This window comes from Brevibacterium sp. 1718, assembly GCF_051131255.1.
Taxonomy (GTDB): Bacteria; Actinomycetota; Actinomycetes; order Actinomycetales; family Brevibacteriaceae; genus Brevibacterium; species Brevibacterium sediminis.
The window spans coordinates 326,045-348,419 of the sequence record NZ_CP186550.1; the positions used below are offsets into that span (position 1 = coordinate 326,045).

At 63.6% G+C, this 22,375-nt stretch carries 23 protein-coding genes; 13 read left to right on the plus strand and 10 right to left on the minus strand.

Going from position 1 to position 22,375, the window contains the following annotated elements:
• Positions 1-279: 279 nt before the first annotated feature.
• From ACOZ9V_RS01440 to ACOZ9V_RS01455, 4 genes are all read left to right on the plus strand, one after another.
• Positions 280-741, plus strand: coding sequence for a MarR family winged helix-turn-helix transcriptional regulator (locus ACOZ9V_RS01440; RefSeq protein ID WP_139906619.1), 462 nt, complete (start codon positions 280-282; stop codon positions 739-741).
• A gap of 65 nt (positions 742-806) precedes the next feature.
• Complete coding sequence (locus ACOZ9V_RS01445; RefSeq protein WP_181271413.1) at positions 807-1,862, plus strand: pirin family protein; 1,056 nt, start codon at positions 807-809, stop codon at positions 1,860-1,862.
• A 107-nt stretch (positions 1,863-1,969) separates the two neighbouring features.
• Positions 1,970-2,344 carry a GNAT family N-acetyltransferase gene (locus ACOZ9V_RS01450; RefSeq protein WP_181271412.1) on the plus strand — a complete coding sequence of 125 codons (375 nt, stop codon included), beginning with the start codon at positions 1,970-1,972 and terminating at the stop codon, positions 2,342-2,344.
• 8 nt (positions 2,345-2,352) lie between these two features.
• Entirely contained in the window at positions 2,353-2,823 is a 471-nt protein-coding gene (locus tag ACOZ9V_RS01455) for a carboxymuconolactone decarboxylase family protein (RefSeq protein WP_139469518.1), read from the plus strand.
• Between the two features lie 44 nt (positions 2,824-2,867).
• Here ACOZ9V_RS01455 and arr read toward each other — a convergent pair whose 3' ends face one another.
• Positions 2,868-3,281 (minus strand): NAD(+)--rifampin ADP-ribosyltransferase, encoded by a 414-nt coding sequence (arr, locus tag ACOZ9V_RS01460; protein WP_139469517.1) that lies wholly within the window; start codon positions 3,279-3,281, stop codon positions 2,868-2,870.
• Positions 3,282-3,516: 235 nt separating this feature from the next.
• On the opposite strand from arr, the gene ACOZ9V_RS01465 reads away from it, so the two are divergent.
• Positions 3,517-4,824 carry an Nramp family divalent metal transporter gene (locus ACOZ9V_RS01465; RefSeq protein WP_139469516.1) on the plus strand — a complete coding sequence of 436 codons (1,308 nt, stop codon included), beginning with the start codon at positions 3,517-3,519 and terminating at the stop codon, positions 4,822-4,824.
• Positions 4,825-4,965: 141 nt separating this feature from the next.
• Here ACOZ9V_RS01465 and ACOZ9V_RS01470 read toward each other — a convergent pair whose 3' ends face one another.
• From ACOZ9V_RS01470 to ACOZ9V_RS01500, 7 genes are all read right to left on the minus strand, one after another.
• Entirely contained in the window at positions 4,966-5,994 is a 1,029-nt protein-coding gene (locus ACOZ9V_RS01470; RefSeq protein WP_434593003.1) for an aldo/keto reductase, read from the minus strand.
• Complete coding sequence (locus tag ACOZ9V_RS01475) at positions 5,991-6,416, minus strand: MerR family transcriptional regulator (protein ID WP_139469514.1); 426 nt, start codon at positions 6,414-6,416, stop codon at positions 5,991-5,993. The genes ACOZ9V_RS01470 and ACOZ9V_RS01475 overlap by 4 nt, the downstream gene beginning before the upstream one ends.
• Positions 6,417-6,476: 60 nt before the next feature.
• Positions 6,477-7,274: a hypothetical protein gene (locus tag ACOZ9V_RS01480; protein WP_434593007.1), complete on the minus strand. Its 798-nt coding sequence runs from the start codon at positions 7,272-7,274 to the stop codon at positions 6,477-6,479.
• Positions 7,275-7,433: 159 nt separating this feature from the next.
• Positions 7,434-8,717 carry a TRAP transporter large permease gene (locus ACOZ9V_RS01485; protein WP_139469512.1) on the minus strand — a complete coding sequence of 428 codons (1,284 nt, stop codon included), beginning with the start codon at positions 8,715-8,717 and terminating at the stop codon, positions 7,434-7,436.
• Positions 8,717-9,361, minus strand: a complete 645-nt coding sequence (locus ACOZ9V_RS01490; RefSeq protein WP_172172685.1) for a TRAP transporter small permease — start codon at positions 9,359-9,361, stop codon at positions 8,717-8,719. Before ACOZ9V_RS01490 ends, ACOZ9V_RS01485 begins: the two co-directional genes overlap by 1 nt.
• The gene (locus ACOZ9V_RS01495) at positions 9,361-10,395 is read right to left on the minus strand and encodes a DctP family TRAP transporter solute-binding subunit (RefSeq protein ID WP_181271410.1); all 1,035 of its coding nucleotides are present in this window, start codon (positions 10,393-10,395) and stop codon (positions 9,361-9,363) included. Before ACOZ9V_RS01495 ends, ACOZ9V_RS01490 begins: the two co-directional genes overlap by 1 nt.
• 234 nt (positions 10,396-10,629) lie before the next feature.
• Positions 10,630-11,328 carry a GntR family transcriptional regulator gene (locus tag ACOZ9V_RS01500; protein ID WP_139469509.1) on the minus strand — a complete coding sequence of 233 codons (699 nt, stop codon included), beginning with the start codon at positions 11,326-11,328 and terminating at the stop codon, positions 10,630-10,632.
• A 146-nt stretch (positions 11,329-11,474) separates the two neighbouring features.
• Between ACOZ9V_RS01500 and ACOZ9V_RS01505 the strand changes: the two genes are divergently transcribed.
• The 3 genes from ACOZ9V_RS01505 to ACOZ9V_RS01515 are packed head-to-tail and all read left to right on the plus strand — an operon-like array spanning position 11,475 to position 15,657.
• Positions 11,475-12,716, plus strand: a complete 1,242-nt coding sequence (locus tag ACOZ9V_RS01505) for a CaiB/BaiF CoA transferase family protein (RefSeq protein WP_181271409.1) — start codon at positions 11,475-11,477, stop codon at positions 12,714-12,716.
• Positions 12,717-12,721: 5 nt separating this feature from the next.
• Positions 12,722-14,473, plus strand: a complete 1,752-nt coding sequence (locus ACOZ9V_RS01510; protein WP_181271408.1) for a FumA C-terminus/TtdB family hydratase beta subunit — start codon at positions 12,722-12,724, stop codon at positions 14,471-14,473.
• Between the two features lie 35 nt (positions 14,474-14,508).
• A complete protein-coding gene (locus ACOZ9V_RS01515; protein WP_139469507.1) occupies positions 14,509-15,657 on the plus strand; it encodes an acyl-CoA dehydrogenase family protein in 1,149 nt (382 codons plus the stop codon).
• 19 nt (positions 15,658-15,676) lie between these two features.
• On the opposite strand, the gene ACOZ9V_RS01520 is transcribed toward ACOZ9V_RS01515, so the two are convergent.
• Complete coding sequence (locus ACOZ9V_RS01520; protein WP_181271407.1) at positions 15,677-16,147, minus strand: MaoC/PaaZ C-terminal domain-containing protein; 471 nt, start codon at positions 16,145-16,147, stop codon at positions 15,677-15,679.
• 113 nt (positions 16,148-16,260) lie between these two features.
• Here ACOZ9V_RS01520 and ACOZ9V_RS01525 point away from each other — a divergent pair, with 113 nt between their 5' ends.
• Both ACOZ9V_RS01525 and ACOZ9V_RS01530 read left to right on the plus strand, forming a co-directional pair.
• On the plus strand, positions 16,261-17,724 hold the full coding sequence (locus ACOZ9V_RS01525) for an MFS transporter (protein WP_219922300.1): 1,464 nt from the start codon (positions 16,261-16,263) through the stop codon (positions 17,722-17,724).
• The gene (locus tag ACOZ9V_RS01530; RefSeq protein WP_181271406.1) at positions 17,717-18,226 is read left to right on the plus strand and encodes a nuclear transport factor 2 family protein; all 510 of its coding nucleotides are present in this window, start codon (positions 17,717-17,719) and stop codon (positions 18,224-18,226) included. The genes ACOZ9V_RS01525 and ACOZ9V_RS01530 overlap by 8 nt, the downstream gene beginning before the upstream one ends.
• A 2-nt stretch (positions 18,227-18,228) precedes the next feature.
• Here ACOZ9V_RS01530 and ACOZ9V_RS01535 read toward each other — a convergent pair whose 3' ends face one another.
• Positions 18,229-18,867, minus strand: a complete 639-nt coding sequence (locus ACOZ9V_RS01535) for a TetR/AcrR family transcriptional regulator (protein ID WP_181271405.1) — start codon at positions 18,865-18,867, stop codon at positions 18,229-18,231.
• A 59-nt stretch (positions 18,868-18,926) separates the two neighbouring features.
• Between ACOZ9V_RS01535 and ACOZ9V_RS01540 the strand changes: the two genes are divergently transcribed.
• From ACOZ9V_RS01540 to ACOZ9V_RS01550, 3 genes are read left to right on the plus strand one after another with little or no spacing between them, the layout of a single operon-like run.
• Positions 18,927-19,691 carry a hypothetical protein gene (locus ACOZ9V_RS01540; protein WP_181271404.1) on the plus strand — a complete coding sequence of 255 codons (765 nt, stop codon included), beginning with the start codon at positions 18,927-18,929 and terminating at the stop codon, positions 19,689-19,691.
• Between the two features lies 1 nt (position 19,692).
• On the plus strand, positions 19,693-20,625 hold the full coding sequence (locus tag ACOZ9V_RS01545; protein ID WP_229664057.1) for an alpha/beta fold hydrolase: 933 nt from the start codon (positions 19,693-19,695) through the stop codon (positions 20,623-20,625).
• Entirely contained in the window at positions 20,622-22,334 is a 1,713-nt protein-coding gene (locus ACOZ9V_RS01550; RefSeq protein ID WP_181271402.1) for an AMP-binding protein, read from the plus strand. Before ACOZ9V_RS01545 ends, ACOZ9V_RS01550 begins: the two co-directional genes overlap by 4 nt.
• The last annotated feature ends 41 nt before the right edge of the window (positions 22,335-22,375 follow it).

Genomic DNA, 22,375 nt, shown 5'->3' on the forward strand with positions numbered 1-22,375 from the left:
TGGGTTCCGCAGGGCCGGAAAGCGGATGCCCTGGGTCTGAGCGGAGAGGCGGGAGGCAATACGATACCCCCGGCCGGTGTTGAAGGGTCGTGGGGAGACCGTTTTCATCCGTGATCGCCGGGGGTTCGTGGGGGATACTCCGGTACTTCGACGAGGGGATCGTCGACGTGGCCCTACAACTCAGGGCCAGGTATACCATTGAACTACGATTTTGTTGACGGCGCAACAAATGTGCCGCCCGACACGTCAGCCGGCAGTTCGTGAGGGATAGAAGGGCAGATGGAAGAGACGACTCCCGTCAGCAGCATGATCAGGCAGAACGGCCCGATCAAGATCGCGGCCTGGCGGTTGATGATGGAGAAATATCAGGACTTCATGACGCGGTTCGAACACGAGTTTCGGACCCGTCACGGGCTCAGCGCCAACGAATTCGATGTGCTCATCAACGCGTCGACCTCGGCGCAGGTCAGGCACCGCGACCTGCTGCGCAGTCTGGTGATCAGCCGCAGTGCGCTCAGCCGCCTGCTCGGCAAACTCGAGGGGCGCGGGCTCGTGACCCAGGAGCCCGACCCGGAGGATCACCGCGGTGTGCTCGTCGCCCTCACCGAGGCGGGGCAGAAGCTCTGCGCCGAGGCGGCTGAGACGAACGGTGAGATCATCATCTCCGCCTTCTCCGGTCTCACGGACGCCGAGGCGGAGGAGATCTTCCAGCTCGTGTCCAAGATCTGCCCGGTGGGGTAGGGGAGCGATCCGCAGGGGAGAGTAGGCCCCTCCCCGCCCAGTGAGAAGACGGCTAGGCTGTGGCCATGAGCAACGTTGAGACCCGTCCCGAGCGGGTCGTCTGCAAGGCCGGGGGACTGCCCGGGCCGGCCTGTGATCAGCAGGGACGTTCCCCTGTCGAAATCATCTCCTCCCGCGACGTGCCGTTGGGCGGGCCCCGCGCGATGACCGTGCGGCGGACCCTGCCGCAGCGCCAGCGCTCCCTCATCGGTCCGTGGTGCTTCGTCGACCACTACGGCCCGGCCGATGTCTCCGTCACTGGTGGGATGGACGTCGCACCCCACCCGCACACCGGTCTGCAGACCGTCAGCTGGCTGTTCGAAGGCGCCATCCAGCACATCGACTCCGGCGGCAACGCGGGCCTCGTTCTGCCTGGTGAGGTCAACCTCATGACCGCCGGCGCCGGCATCTGCCACTCCGAGGTCTCGACCGACGACACGACGACCCTGCACGGCGTCCAACTGTGGCTGGCTCTGCCCGATGCCGCTCGCCACCAGCCCGAACGCGAATTCGAGCACTTCGAACCCGAGCCGGTGTCGCTTGACGGCGGGGAGATGCTCGTCTTCCTCGGCCGCCTCGGCGAAGGTTCGTCGCCCGTGAAGACGCACTCTCCGCTGCTCGGGGCGGAGATCCGCCTCGATCCGGGCGCAACCATCGACCTGCCCGTCGATCCGCGGTTCGAGCACGGCCTCCTCGTCGATTCCGGTGATATCGCACTGGAGAACGTCGATCTTCCGGTCGCGGCGATCGGCTACACGGGCACCGGCGTCGAGGAGCTGCGCATCGCCAACCGCGGCGACGAACCCGGCCGACTCATCCTCATCGGTGGCGAGCCCTTCGGCGAAGAGATCGTCATGTGGTGGAATTTCATCGGCCGCACGCACGAGGAGATCGCCCGGTACCGCGAGGAATGGCAGGCCGAGGGCGATCGCTTCGGCGCCGTCGAGGGATACGTCGGCAAGGGCGGGCCCGGTCAGAACGCCGATGGGATGGGCAGGCTCCCCGCGCCGAGGATGCCCGACGTGACGATCAAAGCGCGGAGGAATCCGCCCCCGCAGGTCCAGGGAGGGCCCGCGGAATAAGTTCGCGCCGATTTCTGTCCTAGTCAGCGGCGACCGAATTCGCCGCGTCAGTCAGCCGGCACCGTAGAACCCGAGACCCAGCCGCCACAGCAGAAGGAGCGTCAACCATGTCGAAGACATTCGAAGACAAGACCGGGGCCGAGGTCACGGTCTCGCTGAACGAATCAACTCAGGCCTACGAAGTCGCCGTGGCCGATGGGACAGTCGCCGGGAGCGCATTCTTCCTGCCCGGACCCGACGCGGAGACCGAACGCATCTTCCACCACACGGTCGTCGACGAGCAGTTCGGCGGCCGCGGGCTGTCGAAGTTCCTCGTCGCCGAGGCGCTCGATGACTCCCGTGAGCGTGGTGTGACCGTCGTGCCCGTCTGCCCGCTCTTCGTCAAGAAGCTGAAGGAGACCGGCGACGACTACATCGCTCAAGGCGGAAAGTTCCGCAATGCGACGGGCGCCGACATCGACATCGTCAAGCGACAGGCGTGAGTGAGGGCATGAGCAACGCAAGTCGACCATTCATCGACAAGATCCACCCCGAGAACTACAAGGCGCTGGCCCAGGCGGCCGCGAGTTCGCGGAAGGCGTCGCGCGAAGCGGGGCTCGACGATGCGCTCATCGAGCTCGTGAATACGCGGGTCTCGCAGATCAACGGCTGCCGCACCTGCCTGAGCATCCATGCCCCGGCGGCCAGGAAGGCCGGCGTCTCCCAGCTCAAGCTCGACGTGCTGCCGAGCTGGCATGAGGCCGAGATCTTCACCGATCAGGAATTCGCGGCGCTGACCCTGGCCGAGTCGTTGACCGTGCTGGACAAGACGGAGGATCGGGACGCGATCGCCGCTGAGGTGGCGCAGTACCTGACGACCGAACAGATCTCTGCGATCGAATGGTCGACGATCCTCATCAACGCGTTCAACCGCATCTCGATCGCCAGCGACCACCCTGTCTTCGGAGCCAAGCAGGACTGAGCCCACGCGGGCGCACCGGACAGCGCTGTGCCGCCTCGGCGGTGTCAGTTGATGATCTCTTTGCTGTCATCCTCACGGATGGCGGCGAGGCGTTCGCGCCACATCTGCAGGTCCTGCTCGCTCAGGCGTTTCCAGTCGGTGAGCTCGCGGACGATGCGCAGCGGTTCGGTGCTGCGGAATGAGCGGGTGGGGTTGCCGGGGAACTTCTTGTCGGTGACGTTCGGGTCGTCGACGTAGTCGCCGAGGGGTTCGACCTCGTAGACGTGCGGTTGTCCGCCGTTGAGGGCGGCCACCTCGGCGGCTAATCCTGCACCGTCGGGCAGGGCCGTGAAGTAGATGTGATTCATCGTCACTTCGGGTCGGTAGTTCGAGGCGAAGCCTGCGGTCAGCAGGTCTCCGGGAGCGAGTTCGGCACGGGTGCCATGGAAGAAGGGTCCCTCATCGAGTGCGTCAGCCATGGCGTCGAATATACGCTCGAAGACTGCGAATCGGCCTCGGATTCGGCGACTAGAATGGGCCTTGAGCGGTTGACGCGGAGCGTTGCGGAACGGATTGAGGTAGCGGCGTTTCCCGGGTGGTGAGACTTTCGTCCCGGAATGTGACGACCTCGGCCATACTCTCCTGAGCGAACGATGCCCGTGCGAACGATTCCGGCGGCGTCGACGAACCCACGTGAAGGAGCCCACCCCGCCAATGTCCGCCGAAACGACATCGCAGACGAAGAACGCCGCCTCGGCGCCGACATCATGGGCTGGACGCCTCCGCCTCATCGGTCCGGGGATCGTGTTGGCACTGGCCAGCGTCGGCGCTTCGGACATGATCACGACGATGAACTCCGGCGCCGAATATGGTCTGGCGCTCATCTGGGTGTTCACGGTCGGCATCATCCTCAAGTTCGTCCTCTCCGAGGCGGTGTCGCGGCTGCAGATGAGCGGCGACCGGTCCCTGATCTCCCATCTCACTCGATTTGGCGGGCGGACGTTCCCCGTGCTGTTCCTCATCGCGGAGCTGCTCGTCGGGCTGTTCTTCGGAGCTGGAGTCGTCGCGGTGACGACGACGATTCTGCAGGCGATCTTCCCGGTTCTGCCGTTCTGGCCGACCGCGATCGTTGTGCTGCTGTCCGCGGCGGTGCTTGTCGGCATCGGCCGCTACGGGATCGTCGAAAAGGCCATGATGGGCTTCGGAATCATCATGTTCTTCGGCATCCTGGCCCTGGCGATCTCAGTGTTCCAAGGCCAGGACGCTCAAGCGGTCGCCGCAGAGACGATCGTGCCGACGTTCCCGAACACTTCGATCATCACGGTGATGTCGCTCATCGGCGGGGTCGGGGGAGCGACCGGCATCCTCGCCTACTCGTTCTGGATCCGCGAGAAGGCGTGGCGGACCCCTGACTGGAAGCCGGTCGTCCGCCTTGACCTCGTCATCAGCTATGGACTCGTCTTCATCTTCGCCGTGGCGATGAGCGCTGTGGGAGCCTTCATCCTCTACGGGCAGGGCTTCACTATTGCGGACAATGATGCGCTGTTCGCGATCGCCGATGACCTGGTGGGTCGGATCGGTGAGACCGGGCGGTTGGTGTTCCTCATCAGCTTCCTCGCCGTGGTGTACACGAGTGTCCTCGGCGGGTTCTCGGGCATTGCCTACGTCACTGCCGACTGCCTGCGCGTGCTGCGTCGGTACCCGCACCAGGACGAGCCGGCCAATGAGATGTCGGCGAGGTCGATCGAGTTCCGCGGCGTCCTCGTCTACCTTTCGATCGCGACGTTGGTCATCATGAGCCTCGGCAAACCCGTCACCCTCGTGCTCGTCTACGCGGCGATCAGCGCGTTCATCCTGCCGGTGCTCGCCCTGGCGCTGCTCGTCATCCTCAACCGCTCATCCGTTCCGGCTCAGCTGCGCAACACGAAGTGGTCGAACGTGCTGCTGGCCGTGTGCTTGGCCCTGTTCGGGTTCCTCGCTGCCCTGCAGGTCAAGGAGTCGGTGATGGGTTTTATTGGTTGAGGCGTGACGAACGGTAAAGTACCAGGTCAGGGTGGGTGATGTTCGGGCAATCCGACGTTGCCGACGATCGGCTACGCTACTGTTTGCGGAGTCTATACGCTACCGTTTGCGGGATTCATACGCTGCTGTTTCGCGTGTCCTTCACTCCCGTCCGGAACTGATCCACTTCGGGTTGTCGACGATGTTGCGACCGCCTTCGACGAGGGTGCGGATCTCATCAACTCGCCGCATGTCTTCAGGCTCGAGCCGCAAGTCGAGAGCGCCGAAGTTCTCCAGACTGCGTTCGGGCTTGCGGGAGCCCGGAATCGGAACCGCGCCGACTCCCATCTCTGCTGCACGGTGAAGGAGCCAACCCAACGCCACCTGAGCATTGGTCGCTCCGTGACGGTCGGCCACCTCGGCGACGATGGAGACGATCCGCTGGTTGGCATCCCACGCATCACCCATGCGCGCGGTCCCGCCGCGGACATCGCCTGCCACCTGGTCCTTCGTCAGGGTTCCGGTGAGGAATCCGCGACCCAGCGGGCTGTACGGGACGAACCCGACCCCGAGCTTCGCGCAGGCGGGCACAACGTGGTCTTCAACATCACGCGACCACAGGCTCCATTCGGATTGGACCGCGGTGATCGGGTGGATCGCATGGGCACGACGCAGCTCGTCCGCGGTGACCTCGGACAGTCCGATGTGCGCGACCTTGCCGGCCGTGACCAGCTCGGCCATCGCCCCGACCGTGTCCTCGATGGGAACATCGGGATCCGGCCGATGCAGATAGTAGAGATCGATCGAATCCACGCCGAGGCGGCGCAGCGAAGCGTCGCACGCTTCGTGTGCGTACTCGGGCCGTCCGTCGGTTCGTTTCGTCGATCCGTCGGAGAGCGTTCGCAGCCCGGTGATGCCGAATTTCGTGGCGAGCTGGACATCATCGCGGCGCCTGGCGAGGAACGGAGCGAGCATCTCCTCGTTCGTTCCAGCGGGACCGGTGGTGCCCTCGCGAGGTTCGCCGTAGACGTCGGCAGTGTCGAGCAGAGTGATGCCGGCGTCGACCACCTTGCCAAGTGTGGCGCGTGCATCGTCGTCAGTGGTGCCGCCATACACGTGGGACAGGGCCATGCAGCCGAAGCCGATGGGGGAGACCTCGAGGTCGCCGAGGCGGCTGGTTGTGGTGGTCATGAGTGGTGTCCTTTCGGAGAATGAGAAGTGTCGTCGGGAGCGCCGCCGTAGACGGCGATCTTGTATTCGGTGGCGGTCAGTGCTCGTTCGAGGTCGCGGATCTGCTCGATGATCCGCTGCCGTTGGTCGCGCATAATCTGCAGGCGTTCAGGTGTGGTCGACTCGCCCTGGTTGACGAGGTCGACATAGCGGGTGAGTTCGGAGATGCCCATGCCCGAGGACCGCATGCGCACGAGGAAATCGAGCCGGTCGACGGCTCTCTGGTCGAAGACGCGGCGACCTGAGGGTGAACGTCCCACGTGGAGCAGCCCTATGCGTTCGTAGTACCGCGCAGTGTGTGCTGTGATGCCGAGTCGGTTGCAGACTTCGCTGATCGATAGGGTCTCGATCGGAATCGATGCACTGTCCGTAGTAGGTGGCATAGCGCCAACGCTAGAGGTTTGAGTGCACTCGAAGTCAAGGGATCGAACTAGGCAAATCCATCAAACATATCGAGAACTGCTGTACCAAGAGGCAGATGGTGGCGCAGAGGTTCTTTCCTCTTCCAACTTGTATTTGAGAGGCTCAAGTAGAACAGTGAGTCCACCAGCGCCGATCACCCACAACATCATGAGGTAGAACATGAATCCTCTGTTGTCACCAAGCTGAGTAAACAGATTCATATGAGGCTTGGGAGACTCATACAACATTGCTATCACTGCGCTTCCAGAAATAAGTTGCCAGTTCGCGACTCGCTTCAAGAGGAGAAGGGAATTGATCTTCATCTCGGGCTTTGGCTGCTCTACCAGCGTGGCTCCGATCGTGATGAACACGGCCGAGAAAGCGGCTGTGGCCCCGGCCATAGGGCTGACCCCGGTGAGCCATAAAGCTGGTCCAGCTACACAGATCAGCGTTGTTGTCAGCCCCCACAACCAATAGCCGAGCCGGGCAGAGCCGACAACGATGAAGAGAGGGTCGGCCCGATGTTTTGCTCGCAAATGGAATATCAGCATATAAGCACCAGTGACGATCAATGGGCTTGTGAACACCGATGCGATCTTTGGCATTGCCTCATGCCAACCGACTGAAATCAACGAGTGGGCGAAGACGTACTCGACGAGCAAGTACAGAATTGCGGATACAAGGAGTCCGACGAGAATAAGCGCAAGCCCGGGCCACCACTTTGTAGAGCCGGCTTCGAAAACTTTGCGGCACCAGAGGAACAGTTGCAACATTTTGGTCCGAAGAGTCTTCATCATCGCTTCCTCATCCATAACCGGGTGCTCTTGCGGGCTTGCCATTCGTAGACAAATTCTTTCGTCCGGTACTGACACGGAGCCGGTTCGGTGTCCTAGAACGGCAGATGCTGGTTGATGTCTGTAGTAGGAATAGAAACGGGGCGACGTAAGCGAAACTTCACAAACGCCGCCCCGCAACGGTCGGTCATCACTGCCGAAGTGTCACCCCACGAACGCTGTGGCGAAGAACGGCACGAACGTGACCAGTACGAGTGCCGCCAGCAGCACCAGCGCACTCGGGATCGCGGCTTTCGCCACTCCCATCACGCTCATCCCGGACATGCCCGAGGCGACGAACAGGTTGAGGCCGAGCGGCGGTGTGATCATGCCGATCTCGAGGTTCATCACCACGATGATGCCGAAGTGGATCGGGTCGATGCCCAGCTCCATCGCGATCGGCAGCAGGATCGGGGCGAGGATGAGGATCGCCGAGGATGTCTCCATCACACAGCCGACGAACAGCAGCAGGATGTTGACGAGGATGAGGAACTGCCACGGCTGCAGGTCCCATTCGGTGATCGTCGTCGAGATCTGACCCGGGATCCGCTCACTGGCGAGCACGAAGGTGAAGAGAATGCCGTTGGCGATGATGAACATGACCATCGCCGAGGTCTTCACCGACGCCAGCGTGACCTCCCACAGCTGCGAGATCTTGATCTCGCGGTAGATGAGCAGCGACACGACCAGCGAATAAGCGACGGCCACGGCGGCCGCCTCGGTGGGGGTGAACCATCCGGAGTAGATTCCGCCGAGGACGAGGAACGGCAGCGCAAGAGCGAGAATCGCATCCCGGAACGCCTTCAACTTGTCCTTGTTCGACATCCGGAAGCCGACCCCGGCGTGACCGTAGCCCTTCTTCCAAGCGACGAACACAGCCATGCCCAACAGCATCACGCCGGCGAGGATGCCCGGCAGGACGCCTGCGAGGAACAGGTCGCCGATGTTCTGCTCGGTGGCGATGCCGAAGACGATGAGCGGAATCGACGGCGGGATGAGGATGCCCAACGACCCCGAGGTGGCGACGAGTCCCGTGGAGAACTCCTTCGGGTACCCGTTCTTGATCATCGCCGGAATCATCAGCGCACCGACCGCGACGACCGTGGCCGGTGAGGACCCGGAGACCGCGGCGAAGAACATGCACGCGAGCACCGTGGTGATCGCCATGCCGCCGCGCAGATGCCCGACCATGGCCGCACCGAAGTCGGTCAGCCGTCGGGAGATCCCGCCGCGGGACATGATGTTCGCCGCGAGGATGAAGAACGGGATCGCCATGAGCGGGAACGAGTTAAGCGCATTGAACAGCCGTTCCGAAACCTGGGTCATCGGAATGAGCGTGAAGTAGTAGAAGTAGACGATGCTCGTCAGACCCAAAGCGACCGCGATCGGCGCCGAGGTGACGAGCAGTGCGATGAGGACGACGATGAGGACGATGGTGGCTTCGAACATCAGCGATCGCCTCCCTTCTCGTCGGTCCCGCCATCGCCGAGGCGGTCGCCCCCGTTGGCTCCGTCCGTGCGGTTTGTGCGGTCGCTTCCGTCATCGACGATCGCGATGTCTTCGACGTCGATGCCGACGGCGGCGGCCTCCTCGGCGAGGACATCCTTGTCGAGTTCCGTCGCAGGAGTGCGCAGGGCACGGATGGTCATCTCAACGGCGCGGATGAAGAACAGAGTCATGCCTACGGCCAGCGAGAGTTCGACGACCCACAGCGGCAGCTTGAGCGCCGGGGTGATAGTCGTCCGCGAGAACGGTTCGGTGATGAGCGCCCACGACAGGTAGGCGATGAAGCCTGCGTAGACCAGAGTGGCCAGTCCGCCGAGGACGACGAAGAACTTCTTCGCCTTGCCCTTGAGCAGAGCCGGCATGATGTCGACGGCGACGTGCTCGTTGTGGCGCAGGGTGACCACCGCGCCGAAGAACGTCGAGAAGATGATGAGGTAGATGACCGCCTCCTCGGACCAGAAGAGGACGTCACCGGTGATATTGCGCAGAAGCACGGCGAAGACCGCCAAGGCGGTGGCCGCGATGAGGCAGCCGCCGGCCAGGAAGTTCTCGAGCCGACTGAGGTACTTGTCGATGGTCTTCATCATCAGCCCCTCTTCTCGTTGCGTTCGAGGAGCTCGTCGACGACCTCGGGACCGATGACGTCGCGGTACTTCTCGTATTCGGACGGCACGACCATGTCCTTGAAGGCTTGACGCTCTTCCTTGCTCGGGATGACGATCTCCGTGCCGCCGGATTCCTCGATGGTCTGCTTCGACTCTTCGTTGACCTTCTGAGCTTCCTTGCGGTTGAATTCGCTGGCCTCATCGGCAGCCTCGTCGACTGCGGTCTGCAGATCGTCGGGAAGCTCGTCGTACCAGCGCTTGTTCACCGTGAGGATGTAGCCGATGTAGCCGTGATCGAGTTCGGTCACGTACTTCTGGACGGTGTGCATGTTCTGCGACTGGATGTTCGAGTAGGTGTTCTCGCCTCCGTCGATGAGACCCTGCTGCAGTCCGCTGTAGACCTCGGCGAACGCAAGCGGAGTCGGAATCCCACCCCAGGTCTCGAACTGGGTGCGCAGCACGTCCGAGGGCTGAATGCGGTACTTCTTGCCCCTCATGTCTTCGGGTTTCAGCGTCTTGTTGTTCGAGTGGATCTGCTTCATGCCCGAATCCCACAGACCGAGGACCTTGAGCCCGTTCTCCTCGAGATCGGGGTTCGCGTAGATGGCCTTGCCGATCTCGGTATCGGGACTGGCGACCTCGGGGATCTCGTCGGGGTCGTCGAAGATGAACGGCAGGTCGAGAACCTGCAGGCTCGGTGCGATCGTCGTGAACTTCGCGCTCGCCGGGGCCAAGACCTGGACGGCATTGGACTGGATGGCCTGCATCTCGTCCTTATCGCCGTAGAGTTCCGAGTTCGGGAACACCTCGACCTCGATGCGGCCGCCGGACTTCTTCTCGACCTGTTCGGCGAAGAAGTCTGCGGCCAGTCCCTTCGGTGTGCCCACCGAGGTGACATGGGCGAAGCGCAGTTCGAATTTCTGTTGGTCTCCGCTGCGTGCGGGATTGCATCCGCTCAGCAGCAGGAGGCTTATCGAGAGGCCCGCGATGAGCGGCTTCCACCTCGGTCGTCTCATTGACGTCATCGTCAGCTCCAGTCTGGTTGGCCAGGGGCGATGCCGATCGGGAGTGTGCGGACGGACGAGCCCGCCAATTCGACGGCTGGTCATTGCCGTGCGGAGAGTTCGTGCCGAGTCAGGTTCTCGATCGACCGTTCACGAGCCTAGAGGACTTTTCGCTGATTTCCAATATGATCGGCAAAAGAATGCATTATTTGTTGAACTGAGAGTTCGCGGCCTGCCTCGAGGGCGTCAGTCCGTGTCGAAGTCGAAGGGGTCGGAGACTGCCTGACCGGTCGTCGACTCGGCCAGGCGGAGGAAGCCGTTCGTGATGTGATCGCCGAGGTGGCGCGCCGCCGCGTCCGGATCGACGTCGCGGACAGCGTCGACGATCGACTGATGTTCGGCGTGCACCTGGTCGAGTCTCTCGGGGCTGTCGAGAGTGAGGTCCCACGGGAAGGCTCGCCAGCGTGCAGCGATGTCGTCGCGCAGCGCGGGCATTCCGCAGCGGTCGTAGAAGAAGAAGTGGAACTCCTCGTTGCGGGTGTTGCGTCCCAGTGAATCACCGTCGGCGCTGGCCTCGTCAAGCGCCTCGAGCAGGCGCTCGGCCTGGCGCAGCTCGTGTCTGGAGATCCGCGTGGTCGCACGGGCGATGGCGAAGGTCTCGGTGAGCTTTCGGGTGACGAAGAGGGACTTGAGACGGTCGACGTCGACGCCGGCGACGCGTACACCGCGGTGAGCTTCGGAGGTGACGAGACCCTCGGCTTCGAGGATCCGCAGGGCCTCGCGGACCGGCGTGATGGAGGCATTGAACCAGTCGGCGACCTGATCCTGTCGCAGTCGTTCGCCGCGATCGAGCTCGCGGGAGAGGATCTTTCGGCGCAGGCCGAGGACGATGACGTCCCGTTTGGTCGATGCCGACTCCTGATCCACCCGATGCCTTTCGTTCATGCGTCACCCGCTGTTGGGGTGTCAGTTTCATGTCTCGGTGGTCCCAGTCTACAGGCTCGGGCATCAACTGAGACCGAAGAATGCATTATCTGTGACGATATGTATGATGTGGATGTCAACGTTTCATACCTCGTCGTGGAGGGCCGATGGCCACTGCTGCACCGACGTCCGTACCGAGCCCCGCGGGCCAGGACGACGCGACCGCCTCGAACCTGCCGCTGTCCGGCATTACTGTCATCAGCTGCGAGCAGGCAGTCGCTGCCCCCTTCGCCTCACGCCAGCTGGCGGACCTCGGAGCCCGGGTCATCAAGATCGAACGCCCAGGCGTCGGCGACTTCGCCCGCGGATACGACACGACGGTCAATGGACTCTCAAGCCATTTCGTGTGGATCAACCGCAACAAGGAGAGCCTGGCGCTCGACCTGAAGAGCCCCGACGGACTTAAGATCCTGCACGAGCTCATCGCCTCGGCGGATGTCTTCATCCAGAATTTCGCCCCCGGCGCGGCAGAGAGACTCGGCCTCGGTGCCGAAGACCTTCGGTCGATCAACCCTCGGCTGATCCACGCCTCGATCTCCGGATACGGAACGGACGGGCCGTACAAAGATGCCAAGGCCTACGATGCACTTGTGCAGGCCGAGGCAGGACTGGTCTCCGTGACCGGAACAGAGGAGTTCCCTGCGAAGACGGGAATCTCGACGGCAGACATCGCCGCGGGAATGTACACGTACTCAGGCATCCTCACCGCTCTGTACAACCGCGAGCGCACCGGTGTTGGCGCCACCCTGTTGACGAGCCTCTTCGACTCCCTCGTCGAATGGATGGGCTACCCCCTCTACTTCACCCGCTACGGCGGCACCCGTCCCACCCGAGCCGGCACCTCCCACGCCGCCATCGCCCCCTACGGCGCGTTCACCTGCGGCGATGGCACTCAGATCATGCTCGCGATCCAGAACGAACGCGAATGGGAACGCTTCGCCACTCAGGTTCTCGACCGTCCCGATATGGTCACCGACGAACGCTTCGACCGTGCCGCTCACCGCTACGCCCACCGACACGAACTCCAAGAGATCATCGAGCGAGCCTTCTCCGCCCTCACCGGCGGAGCCTGCGACGCCCTCCTCGAACAAGCCGCGGTCGCCCACTCGAGGCAGCGCGATATGAGCGAGATCGCCGACCACCCGCAGCTGACCGAACGCCACCGCTGGCACGAGGTCGAGACCCCCGCCGGTCCGATCTCCATGCTCGCACCACCGGTCGAGATGTCTGGGGTGGGCCATCGCATGGACCCGATCCCGGCGGTGGGACAGAACTCGGAGTCCATCCTCGGCGAGCTGGGAATGGACGCCGAGGCGATCAGCGAACTGCGCCACAACGGGGTGATCTGAAGGCGATGGACAGCGAACCAGCACGCACGACGGACAGTCGAGCCGCCTCGGCGGTCGAGGACGGACAGCCTGACTTCGCCTACTCACCTCTGCTGCCCACCGAGGGCGAGGGCCCGCGGATGCGCAGGCTCGACATCGAGGGAGTGGAGACGACCACCGTCGAGGTGGGCGGGACGTCGCGCTCGTTCCTTACGGTGGCGCCGGAGACCCTGTCCGACCTCGCCGAGGTCGCCTTCAAGGAGATCTCGCACTACCTGCGCACAGACCATCTGGCCAGCCTGCGCGCGATCATCGACGATCCGGAAGCCAGCGACAACGACGTCTTCGTCGCCCTCGACCTGCTGCAGAACGCCGCGGTCTCGGCCGGGGAGATTTTGCCGATGTGTCAGGACACAGGCACGGCGATCGTCTCGGCCAAGCGCGGACCGAACGTGCTCACCGACGGCGATGATGCCAGGCATCTGTCGCGTGGAATCGGTCGCGCCTATGAAGAGCTCAACCTTCGCTACTCGCAGCTGGCGCCGACGAGCCTGTTCGAGGAATCGAACACCGGCACCAACCTGCCCGCCCAGATCGAGGTGGCGCTGAGCCCCGCCGATGATTATGAGCTGCTGTTCATGGCCAAGGGCGGAGGCAGTGCGAACAAGTCCTTCCTCTATCAGAAGACGAAGGCCGTACTCAACGAGTTGGCGATGCTCGAATTCCTCGCCGAGAAGATCTCCACCCTCGGCACCGCAGCCTGCCCTCCTTATCATCTGGCCGTCGTCATCGGCGGGCCGTCGGCCGAATTCACGCTCAAAACCGCGAAACTCGCCAGTGCCCACTACCTCGACGACCTGCCGGAAAGCGGAGACGCCGAATTGGGGCACGGATTCAGGGACCGGGAATTCGAGCAGACCGTCTTCGAACTCACCCAGAACCTCGGCTTCGGTGCCCAGTTCGGCGGCAAGTACTTCTGCCACGATGTCCGCGTCGTCCGGCTGCCCCGGCACAACGGATCCCTGCCGATCGCGATCGCCGTGAGCTGTTCGGCCGACCGGCAGATCATCGCCCGCATCAACGCAGACGGCGTGTTCATCGAAGAACTCGAACACGATCCGGCGAGGTTCCTGCCCGCGATGGGCCGCGTCGAGGAGATCGAATCCGGCAATGTCACCGCCATCGACCTCGACCGACCGATGCCGAGTCTGCAGGAACAGCTGTCCGAACTGTCCGTCGGAGACCGTGTGTCGCTGACGGGAACGGTCGTCGTCGCCCGCGACATCGTCCACGCGGAGCTGCGCGACCGCCTCGATGCCGGTGGGGAACTTCCCGAGTATTTCAAAGACCATCCGATCTACTATGCGGGACCGGCGAAGACACCCGAGGGAATGCCCTCGGGGTCGTTCGGTCCGACCACCTCATCGCGGATGGACACCTATGTGCGGCAGTTCCAGGAGGCCGGCGGATCGATGATCATGCTCGGCAAAGGCAATCGGTCCGCGCAGGTGAAGAGCTCCTGCGCTGAATTCGGCGGCTTCTACCTCGGATCGATCGGCGGCCCTGCCGCCCGGCTGGCTCAGGACTGCATCACCTCGGTCGAGGTCCTCGATATGGAGGAGCTCGGGATGGAGGCAGTGTGGAAGATCCACGTCGAAGACTTCCCTGCGTTCATCATCACCGACGACAAGGGCAATGACTTCTTCGACAGCACCGGTCCGCCGACGCTGGGCCTCGGCCGGACCCGCACGGTGCGTGACGGCACCCGACTGGACTGAACTTTCCAAATGACGAACGAACAGAGGATTTCACCATGGCAGTGAGCAATGAAGAGCAGATGATGATCGACCTGGTCGCCGAATTCATCGACGAGCAGGTCAAGCCCAGCGTCAACAAGGTCGAGCACGCCAACGAATACCCGGAAGCGTGGATACAGACGATGAAGGACATGGGCATCTACGGGCTCGCCATCGACGAGCCGTGGGGGATGGGCAAGGTCTCGACCGAGGCCTATGCGCTCATCACTCAGGAGCTCGCTCGCGGGTGGATGTCCCTGGCCGGTGCCATGGGCGGGCACACCGTCGTCGCGAAGCTCCTCCAGGAATACGGCACCCAGGAGCAGAAGGATAAGTACCTGCCTCGGATGGCCACCGGTGAGCTGCGAGCGACGATGGCGCTGACCGAACCCGGCGGCGGCTCCGACCTTCAGGCCATGCGCACCACAGCAGCGAAGGACGGTGACGACTACGTCATCAACGGGTCGAAGACGTGGATCACGAACGCCCGGAAATCCGACCTCATCGCACTGCTGTGCAAGACCGACCCCGAGGCGGAACCCCGTCACAAGGGCATCTCGATCATCCTCGTGGAGAAGGGGGAGGGCTTCACGGTCTCCCAGGATCTGTCGAAGCTCGGGTACAAGGGCGTCGAGACCTGCGAGCTGTCCTTCGACGGTCTTCGGCAGCCGCAGTCGCAGCTGCTGGGTGAGGCCGAGGGTGTCGGGTTCAAGCAGATGATGAAGGGCCTCGAGATCGGCCGCATCCAGGTCGCGTCCCGGTCGCTCGGCGTTGCGCAGGCCGCCCTCGATGATGCAGTGAAGTACTCGCAGGAGCGCGAGTCGATGGGCAAGCCGATCTGGAAGCACCAGTCGGTGGGCAACAAGCTCGCCACGATGGCGACGAAGCTCGAGGCCGCCCGGCAGCTCGTCCTCCACGCCGCCCGCACCTATGATTCGGGTGCGCGTGTGGACATGGAGGCAGGAATGGCGAAGCTCTATGCCTCGGAGATGGCCGCCGAGGTGGCCCTCGATGCCATCCGCGTCCATGGCGGTTACGGATACTCCACCGAATACGACGTCGAACGCTACTACCGTGATGCTCCGCTGATGATCGTCGGCGAAGGCACGAACGAGATCCAGATGAACGTCATCGCCAAGCAGCTCATCGGTCGGAATAAGGCCTGAGGGTCATCGGCCTATTTGGTCACGGCGTGGAAGGTGTCAGCTCGATGAGGAATCCGGATCTCCCCTCCTGCGCCTTCTCGCCGTGCTGATTGAACAGAGTGAATCGCCGGTCGACGAAGCCCTTGTCGCCCGCGGCGACCTTACGGCAGGACAGGATCTCCATCTCGAGGGTCACCGTGTCTCCGATGCGCAGCGGCGTGAGGAACTTCCAGTCGTCGAGGCTGGTCATGGCGATCGCCGATTGCGCGAACCAGCCAGCTCGGTCCATCAGCCCGGTGAGGACGGCGATTCCCAAGGCGCCGTGCAACAGCCGTCCGCCTCGGTCCTCCATGTATTCGGCATCAGCATGGACTTGGTTCCAGTCGCCCGAGAGCATCGAGAACATTGTGAGGTCGGCTTCCGTCAGCGTCCGCGCGGGGGACCGATAGACCTGGCCGACCTCGAGGTCCTCGAAGTAGAGGCTGTTGTCAGTGGTGCGCTTCTCGAGCATGGAGTCCTCCTGGGTCAGGGGCCGAAATCGGGCGCCTGTTGCCTGGGTGGAGCGCCTCTGTCATACTCAGCATACAAGAACGAACGTTCTTCCCTGCTCAATGAGGAGTGATAATGCAATCAGCACCCAACTCGCCCACCGGCCCTGACGCGACCACGTCCGGCATGACCACGACCAAACTCGAAACACCCGACGAAGGCAAGATGACCCGCCTCGCTGCCGCATCTGTCATCGCCACAGCGCTCGAGTGGTTCGACTTCCTCATCTATTCGACCGCCTCGGCGCTCGTCTTCGGCCATGTCTTCTTCCCCTCGCTCGAAGGAGCCTTGGGAACCATCGCCTCGTTCGGCACCCTCGCGGTGGGCTTCATCGCCCGTCCCGTCGGCGGCATCATCGCCGGTGCTCTCGGCGACAAGTTCGGCCGCAAGGGACCGCTCGTCGCCTCGATGATCGTCATGGGGCTCGCGACAACGTCGATCGGACTGCTGCCCAGCCACGAGACAATCGGAATCTGGGCGCCGATCCTCCTGGTGACCGCACGCTTGGTCCAAGGACTCGGCGTCGGCGCACAATGGGGCGGCGCCACGCTGCTGTTGACCGAGCATTCGCCGCTGAAGCGTCGTGGTTTCTACGGCTCCCTCGTCCAGCTGGGCACCGTCGCCGGCATCATCATCGGCAATGCCTTCTTCCTCTGCATCCTGCTCTTCGTCGATGAAGGCGCCTTCATCGAGTGGGGCTGGCGCGTGCCGTTCCTGTCGGGCATCCTCCTCGTCGCCGTCGGAATCTTCGTGCAGATGAAGATCGAAGAGACCCCGGTCTTCAAGTCGATGCAGGCCAAGGCGGAGGCCGCAACCGCCGGTACGAAGATGCCGCGTGTGTCCTTCCTGCGCGCCCTGCGGCTGTACTGGAAGCAGATTCTGCAGGCTGCCGGCGCATTCTTCGTCGTCAACGGCACCTTCTACATCATGATCTCCGGAATGCTGTCCTACGGCACCGCGAATGTCGGGCTCTCTCAGACGACGATGATCATGATCGTCTGCCTCGCCGTCGCCACTCAGATCTTCACCATCCCCTACTTCGGGGCCTGGTCCGACCGACACGGCCGCCGCAAGATCTTCCTGCTCGGCACCGTTCTCATGGCCGTGTGGGCCTTCCCGTTCTTCTGGCTCGTCGACACCGGCAATCCGTTCCTCGTTGCGGCAGCCATCATCGTCGGCCTCACCCTGCATGCCATGATGTTTGGGCCCCAGGCGGCACTGTTCGCCGAGATGTTCCCCGCAGACGTCCGGTACTTCGGCGCCTCCCTCGGATTCCAGCTGGCGAGTGTCTTCGCCGGTGGTCTCGCACCGATGATCATGGTCTCGCTCATCGAAGCGACCGGCACCTCGGCGAGTGTCTCCCTCTACATCATCGCGATGGCCGTCATCACCTTCGTCGCCGTGTACTCCATCAGGGAACGCTTCCAGACGAACCTGCATGAGACGGCCGCAGACATCGAAGAACGCGAACTTCGGGAAGCAGGCAAGCTCGATGTGGCTGCGAAACCGACAACTGCGGAGGAGGCCGAACATGCTTGAGACGACTCTGACCCTCGAAGAGAGGATCACTCGCCTCGAAGACATCCACGAGATCGGGCAGCTCCGCGCCCGGTACTGTCAGGCACTCGATGACGGTCGCTGGGAAGACCTCGCCGACACGTTCACCGAGGACGGCGCGTTCGTCGGTCTGTCCACTGCACGCGGCCGTGCGGAGATGCTCGAGTTCTTCCCACAGCTCAACTCCTCGACCGTGACATCGTGGTGGCACTTCAGCTCCAACGAAACCGTGGAGCTCGACGGAGACACTGCGGCGGGGACGACCTGGCTGCTCCAGCCCTGCGTCGTCGACGGCGAATCCCAGATCGCGGCGGGTCGGTACGAAGACACGATGGTCAGGACGGCACACGGGTGGCGATTCCAAGAGCGTCGAGTCTCGTTCTTCTTCTGGTCGTCGCTCGAATCCGGATGGGACGCGGCGCGATTCTCGTTCCCGCCCGCCGTCGACGCGGCCGATGCCCGAACGGTCGAACGGCTCGGATGATGTCAGTCGGAAGAGGCAGGCCGCTTGGCGGCACGGACCAGACCGAAGACGAGGTCGACCTGCAGATCGGCGAGTTCGGTGGGCGAGAGTTCACCGTCGGGCCGGTACCACGTGGACATCGAGTTGCAGAGGGTGACGACGCCGCGCACCGCCGAGCCGAGATTGCGCACCTCGCACTCTCCGGCGGCAGCAGCGTCACCGATCGCAGCCCGGAACACCGCTTCCGTCCTGTCTCTTTCGGTGACCACCTCGGCGCGGTTCTCCCCCTCGAGGTAGCGGAATTCGGTGATGCCCACCACCGAGGCGCGGGGCTGGGCCACGATGAAATCGACGTAGGCACGCACCGCGGCCTCGAGCCTCGACAACGGGTTCGTTCCCGCTGCGCCGACCGCTTCCTCGAGCGAATCGGCCAGGGTTCGCGCCGTCTCTTCGAGCACGAACTCGAGGATCTCACTTTTCGACCCGAAGTAGTTGTACAGATTCGACAAGGAAGTGCCCGCCGCCTTCGCGATCTGCCGCGTCGACGCACCGTGGAACCCCTGGGCGGAGAACACCTCGAGAGAAGCGTGGACAACCGTGTCACGGTCGATGAATCTCGGCGCTGCTCGCCGCCGGTTCGCATTGGCTGGGGTGTCCTCCATGGGCACCAATCTACTCATAAGTTCACCTGCACTCATAAGCACACCCGGAAGGAACTTTCATGACCACCCCGCTCAAACCCGGCCGAAGACTGCTCGCCGATGCTGACGCACTGGCTGCGTCAAGTCCGCTGTCGCTGGCCGACTCCGTTGCCGAGGCGATCGGTCAGGAGCTGGGGCAGTCGGTCCGACTGGTCTCGGCTGAGCTGGAGACGAACGGCGAGGCCCAGACCGACGACAGCGAACTCGTCTCCCCGTCTGCAGTGGTGACGGCCGTCCTGCCTCAAAAGGGACAGGAGCTGCGGACCGAGGTGACAGTTCACCTCGAAGGGGACGCCGCCTATTCCGCCTCGGTGCGTTTCGCCTTCGCTGAAGCCATCGACAACAGCGACGACGTGTCCGAACTGCTCTGCCCCGGCAGCGCCGGCTGGAACAGCGCATTGCGCGATCGCCTGCGTGAGGACTCCGAGTTCTCCACACTCATCGAGGCCTACGACGGGACGATCGGCATCGCCATCGGCGGTCGCCCAGTGCACTTTCGCTGCTACCGCGGTCACGTGCTCGAGGTCGTCGCCCGCTCCATCCTCGGCGCTGACTTCGTGCTCTCCATCCCCGGCGACGTCTTCGTTGATCTCGTGACCGCCGAGCGCAACCGCTTCATGGAGACCGCGATGAGCGGGAGGATGCGCTCCTCCGGATCCGGGTACGAGTACCTGCGCATGACCAGCGCACTGATCCGCATCATCGACCACGCTCGAGCCATGGCCGTCACAGCCGGCTATGTCGGCTCCGAACGCGTCCTCGACACGAATCTGCAGGTGGCTTGAGATGACGACACTGAACTACACGAACGCTCCGGCAGCGACGACCCTCCGCGCTCACCAGCTGATCATCGACGACCGCATCGCCTTCGTCGAGGACTGGGGCGACATCGACGCGACGCCGCTGCTCGCTGTTCACACCGCAGGACAGTCCGGAGTCCAGTACCGCCACGTGGCGGCGGACCTCGCTGCCGTCGGCTACCGGGTCATCGTTCCCGACCTGCCCGGGCACGGCCGCACGGAGCCGGCGAAGAATGGCCCGGTGACCGACCTCGGCGAATACGCACGATTCGGTCTTGACGTGCTCGACCAGCTCGGGATCGATCGGTTCGTCGCCGTCGGCTGCTCGATCGGCGGCAAGATCACGATCGACCTGGCCGGGCGCGCCGGTGAACGCATCATCGCGGCCATCGCCATGGCCGCCGGATCCCGTCCCGGTCATGTCTCGCTGCGAGGCCTGACACGTGAGCTCGTCGACATCTCGACGCCGTCTCGCGGCGATCGAACCTACTGGGGGACGCGAGCCGTCGTCGGCTCGGCAATCGACGAAGAGCGGCGAGAGCTCATCGCCCGCATGCACTGCAGGGAGGACCCGATCGTGTCGAACTCTGATCTCATCGGTTGGGGCCGCCACGACGTCAGCGCGGGCCTGCCCGGTGTCACCTGCCCGACGGTCCTCGTCGCCGGTGAGGACGACCTGTGGATCGACACCGCAGCGATCCGCCGTGACGCCGAGTCCATCCCTCGAGGCACCTTCGTTCTCCTGCCGGGAATCGGGCACTATCCGATGGAGGAGATGCCGGACTTCGCCGAGGCGGTCGACTCCTGGGTGCGCAGTGCCGGCACTCGCGGTGCCGATACCGATCTTCCCGATTCCGGCGGGGCCGATTCCGGCAGCGTTGACCGCAAGACCGAAGAATTGGAGGCCGCCCGCTCATGAATTCGCCCACCACTCTCTTCGGTCATCTGAAATCCTGGGCCGAAACCGACCCACAGCGGACGGCTCTCATCGATCCGCTGCCGACCGATGCCGCCAGCGAAGGTACCGAGTCCGGGCACGTGCGCATCAGTGTCTCGGATCTGCTCGCCCGCACCAACGAGTTCGCCGATCTGCTCGCCGAGCACGGTGTCGGCCCGAACGACTGCATCGCGGTCTGGCTGCCAAGCTGGTCCGACACCTATGCGTGGCAGTTCGCGGCTTCCGCGCTCGGTGCCCACGTGATCGGGGTGAACACCCGCTACAACGTCGCCGAGGTGGGGCACGTCCTCACCAAGGCCCGCCCGCAGGTGCTCGTCGTGGCCCACGGATTCCGCAACCTCGACTTCCTCGCTACCGCACGGAAGGCCATCGCCGAGGTGGACCAGGAAACTGCCGCACAGCAGGACCGTTCACCGGGGGAGCCGTTCACCCCGCCGAAGGCATTCGTCTGGGCGGTGCCGGGAGCCGCGAGCGAACCCACGATCGCGGACTACGACCTCGGCGCTGGGGCGGTGCTCGTCCCCGCGGAGTCGTCAACCATCGATCAGGCAGCGACTTCATTCGCCGCGGCCGCACCCGAAGAATCCCGGCTGTCGGTTGCCTTCACGACTTCCGGCTCCACGGGGATGCCGAAGCTCGCGGCTCACCGGGAGTCCGCCGTCATCACTCATTCCCAGCAGGTCGCCTCTCGAATCGGCTTCACCACCGGTGACGTCCTCGTCGAACCCCTCCCGTACTCGGGCGTCTTCGGATACTCGGCGGGAATGGGGGCGCTCTTCGGCGGAGCGGCAGTCCTCCTTCACCCGGTCTTCGACGAACAAGAACTCGTCCGGGCCTGGAGCACCTTCTCCGGCTCACACTTCGTCGGAGCCGACGACATGCTCTCCCGAGTGCGCAAGGTCTGCGAAGACACGGGCACGAAACTCGAATCGTGGCGGTGGGCAGGCGTGGCCGATTTCCAAGGAATGTCCGCCGACATCGCCGAATGGGCGGCCGAACAGTTCGGCACCCGCACCGTCGGCGTCTACGGATCCTCCGAAGTCTTCGCACTCACTTCGTTCTGGCCGAACGACACCCCGGAAGAGCTGCGGTATTCGGGAGGCGGTCGCCTCGTCGACCCTCGCTACGAATACCGCATCGCCGATCCGGTCACGGACCAGCCTGTGTCCGAAGGCTCGGAAGGTGAAGTCCAACTCCGGGGTCCCAACGTCGTCGACCACTACCTCGGTGATCAGGGAGAAGGAAGGAAGAACTTCACCTCCGACGGATGGTTCCAGACGGGGGACCTCGGGCGCGCTCATGGGCCCGAAGCCTTCGAATACGTCTGCCGAATGGGTGACGTCATCCGTCTGCGGGGGTTCCTCGTCGATCCCGCAGAGATCGAGCTGCACCTCATCACCCATCCGGACATCGAGTTGGTCAAGGTCGTCGGGCGCAGCAGCGACGTCGGCGAGCCCGAAGTAGTCGCTTTCGTCCAGCCAGTGCCCGGAACTACTCCCGAACCTGAGGACATCCGGCAGTACTGCCGACAGCAGCTCGCCAGCTTCAAGGTCCCGACCGAAGTCCGTCTGGTTGAAACCATGCCCGTCACCGCGGGAACGAACGGCTCGAAGATCAAAACCGCCGTCCTCCGAGAATGGGCGGCTCAGCCGGCGGTGGTCGGACAGTGATACGAATCGAAGAAGACACGAAGACCCCAGAAAGGGCAGAA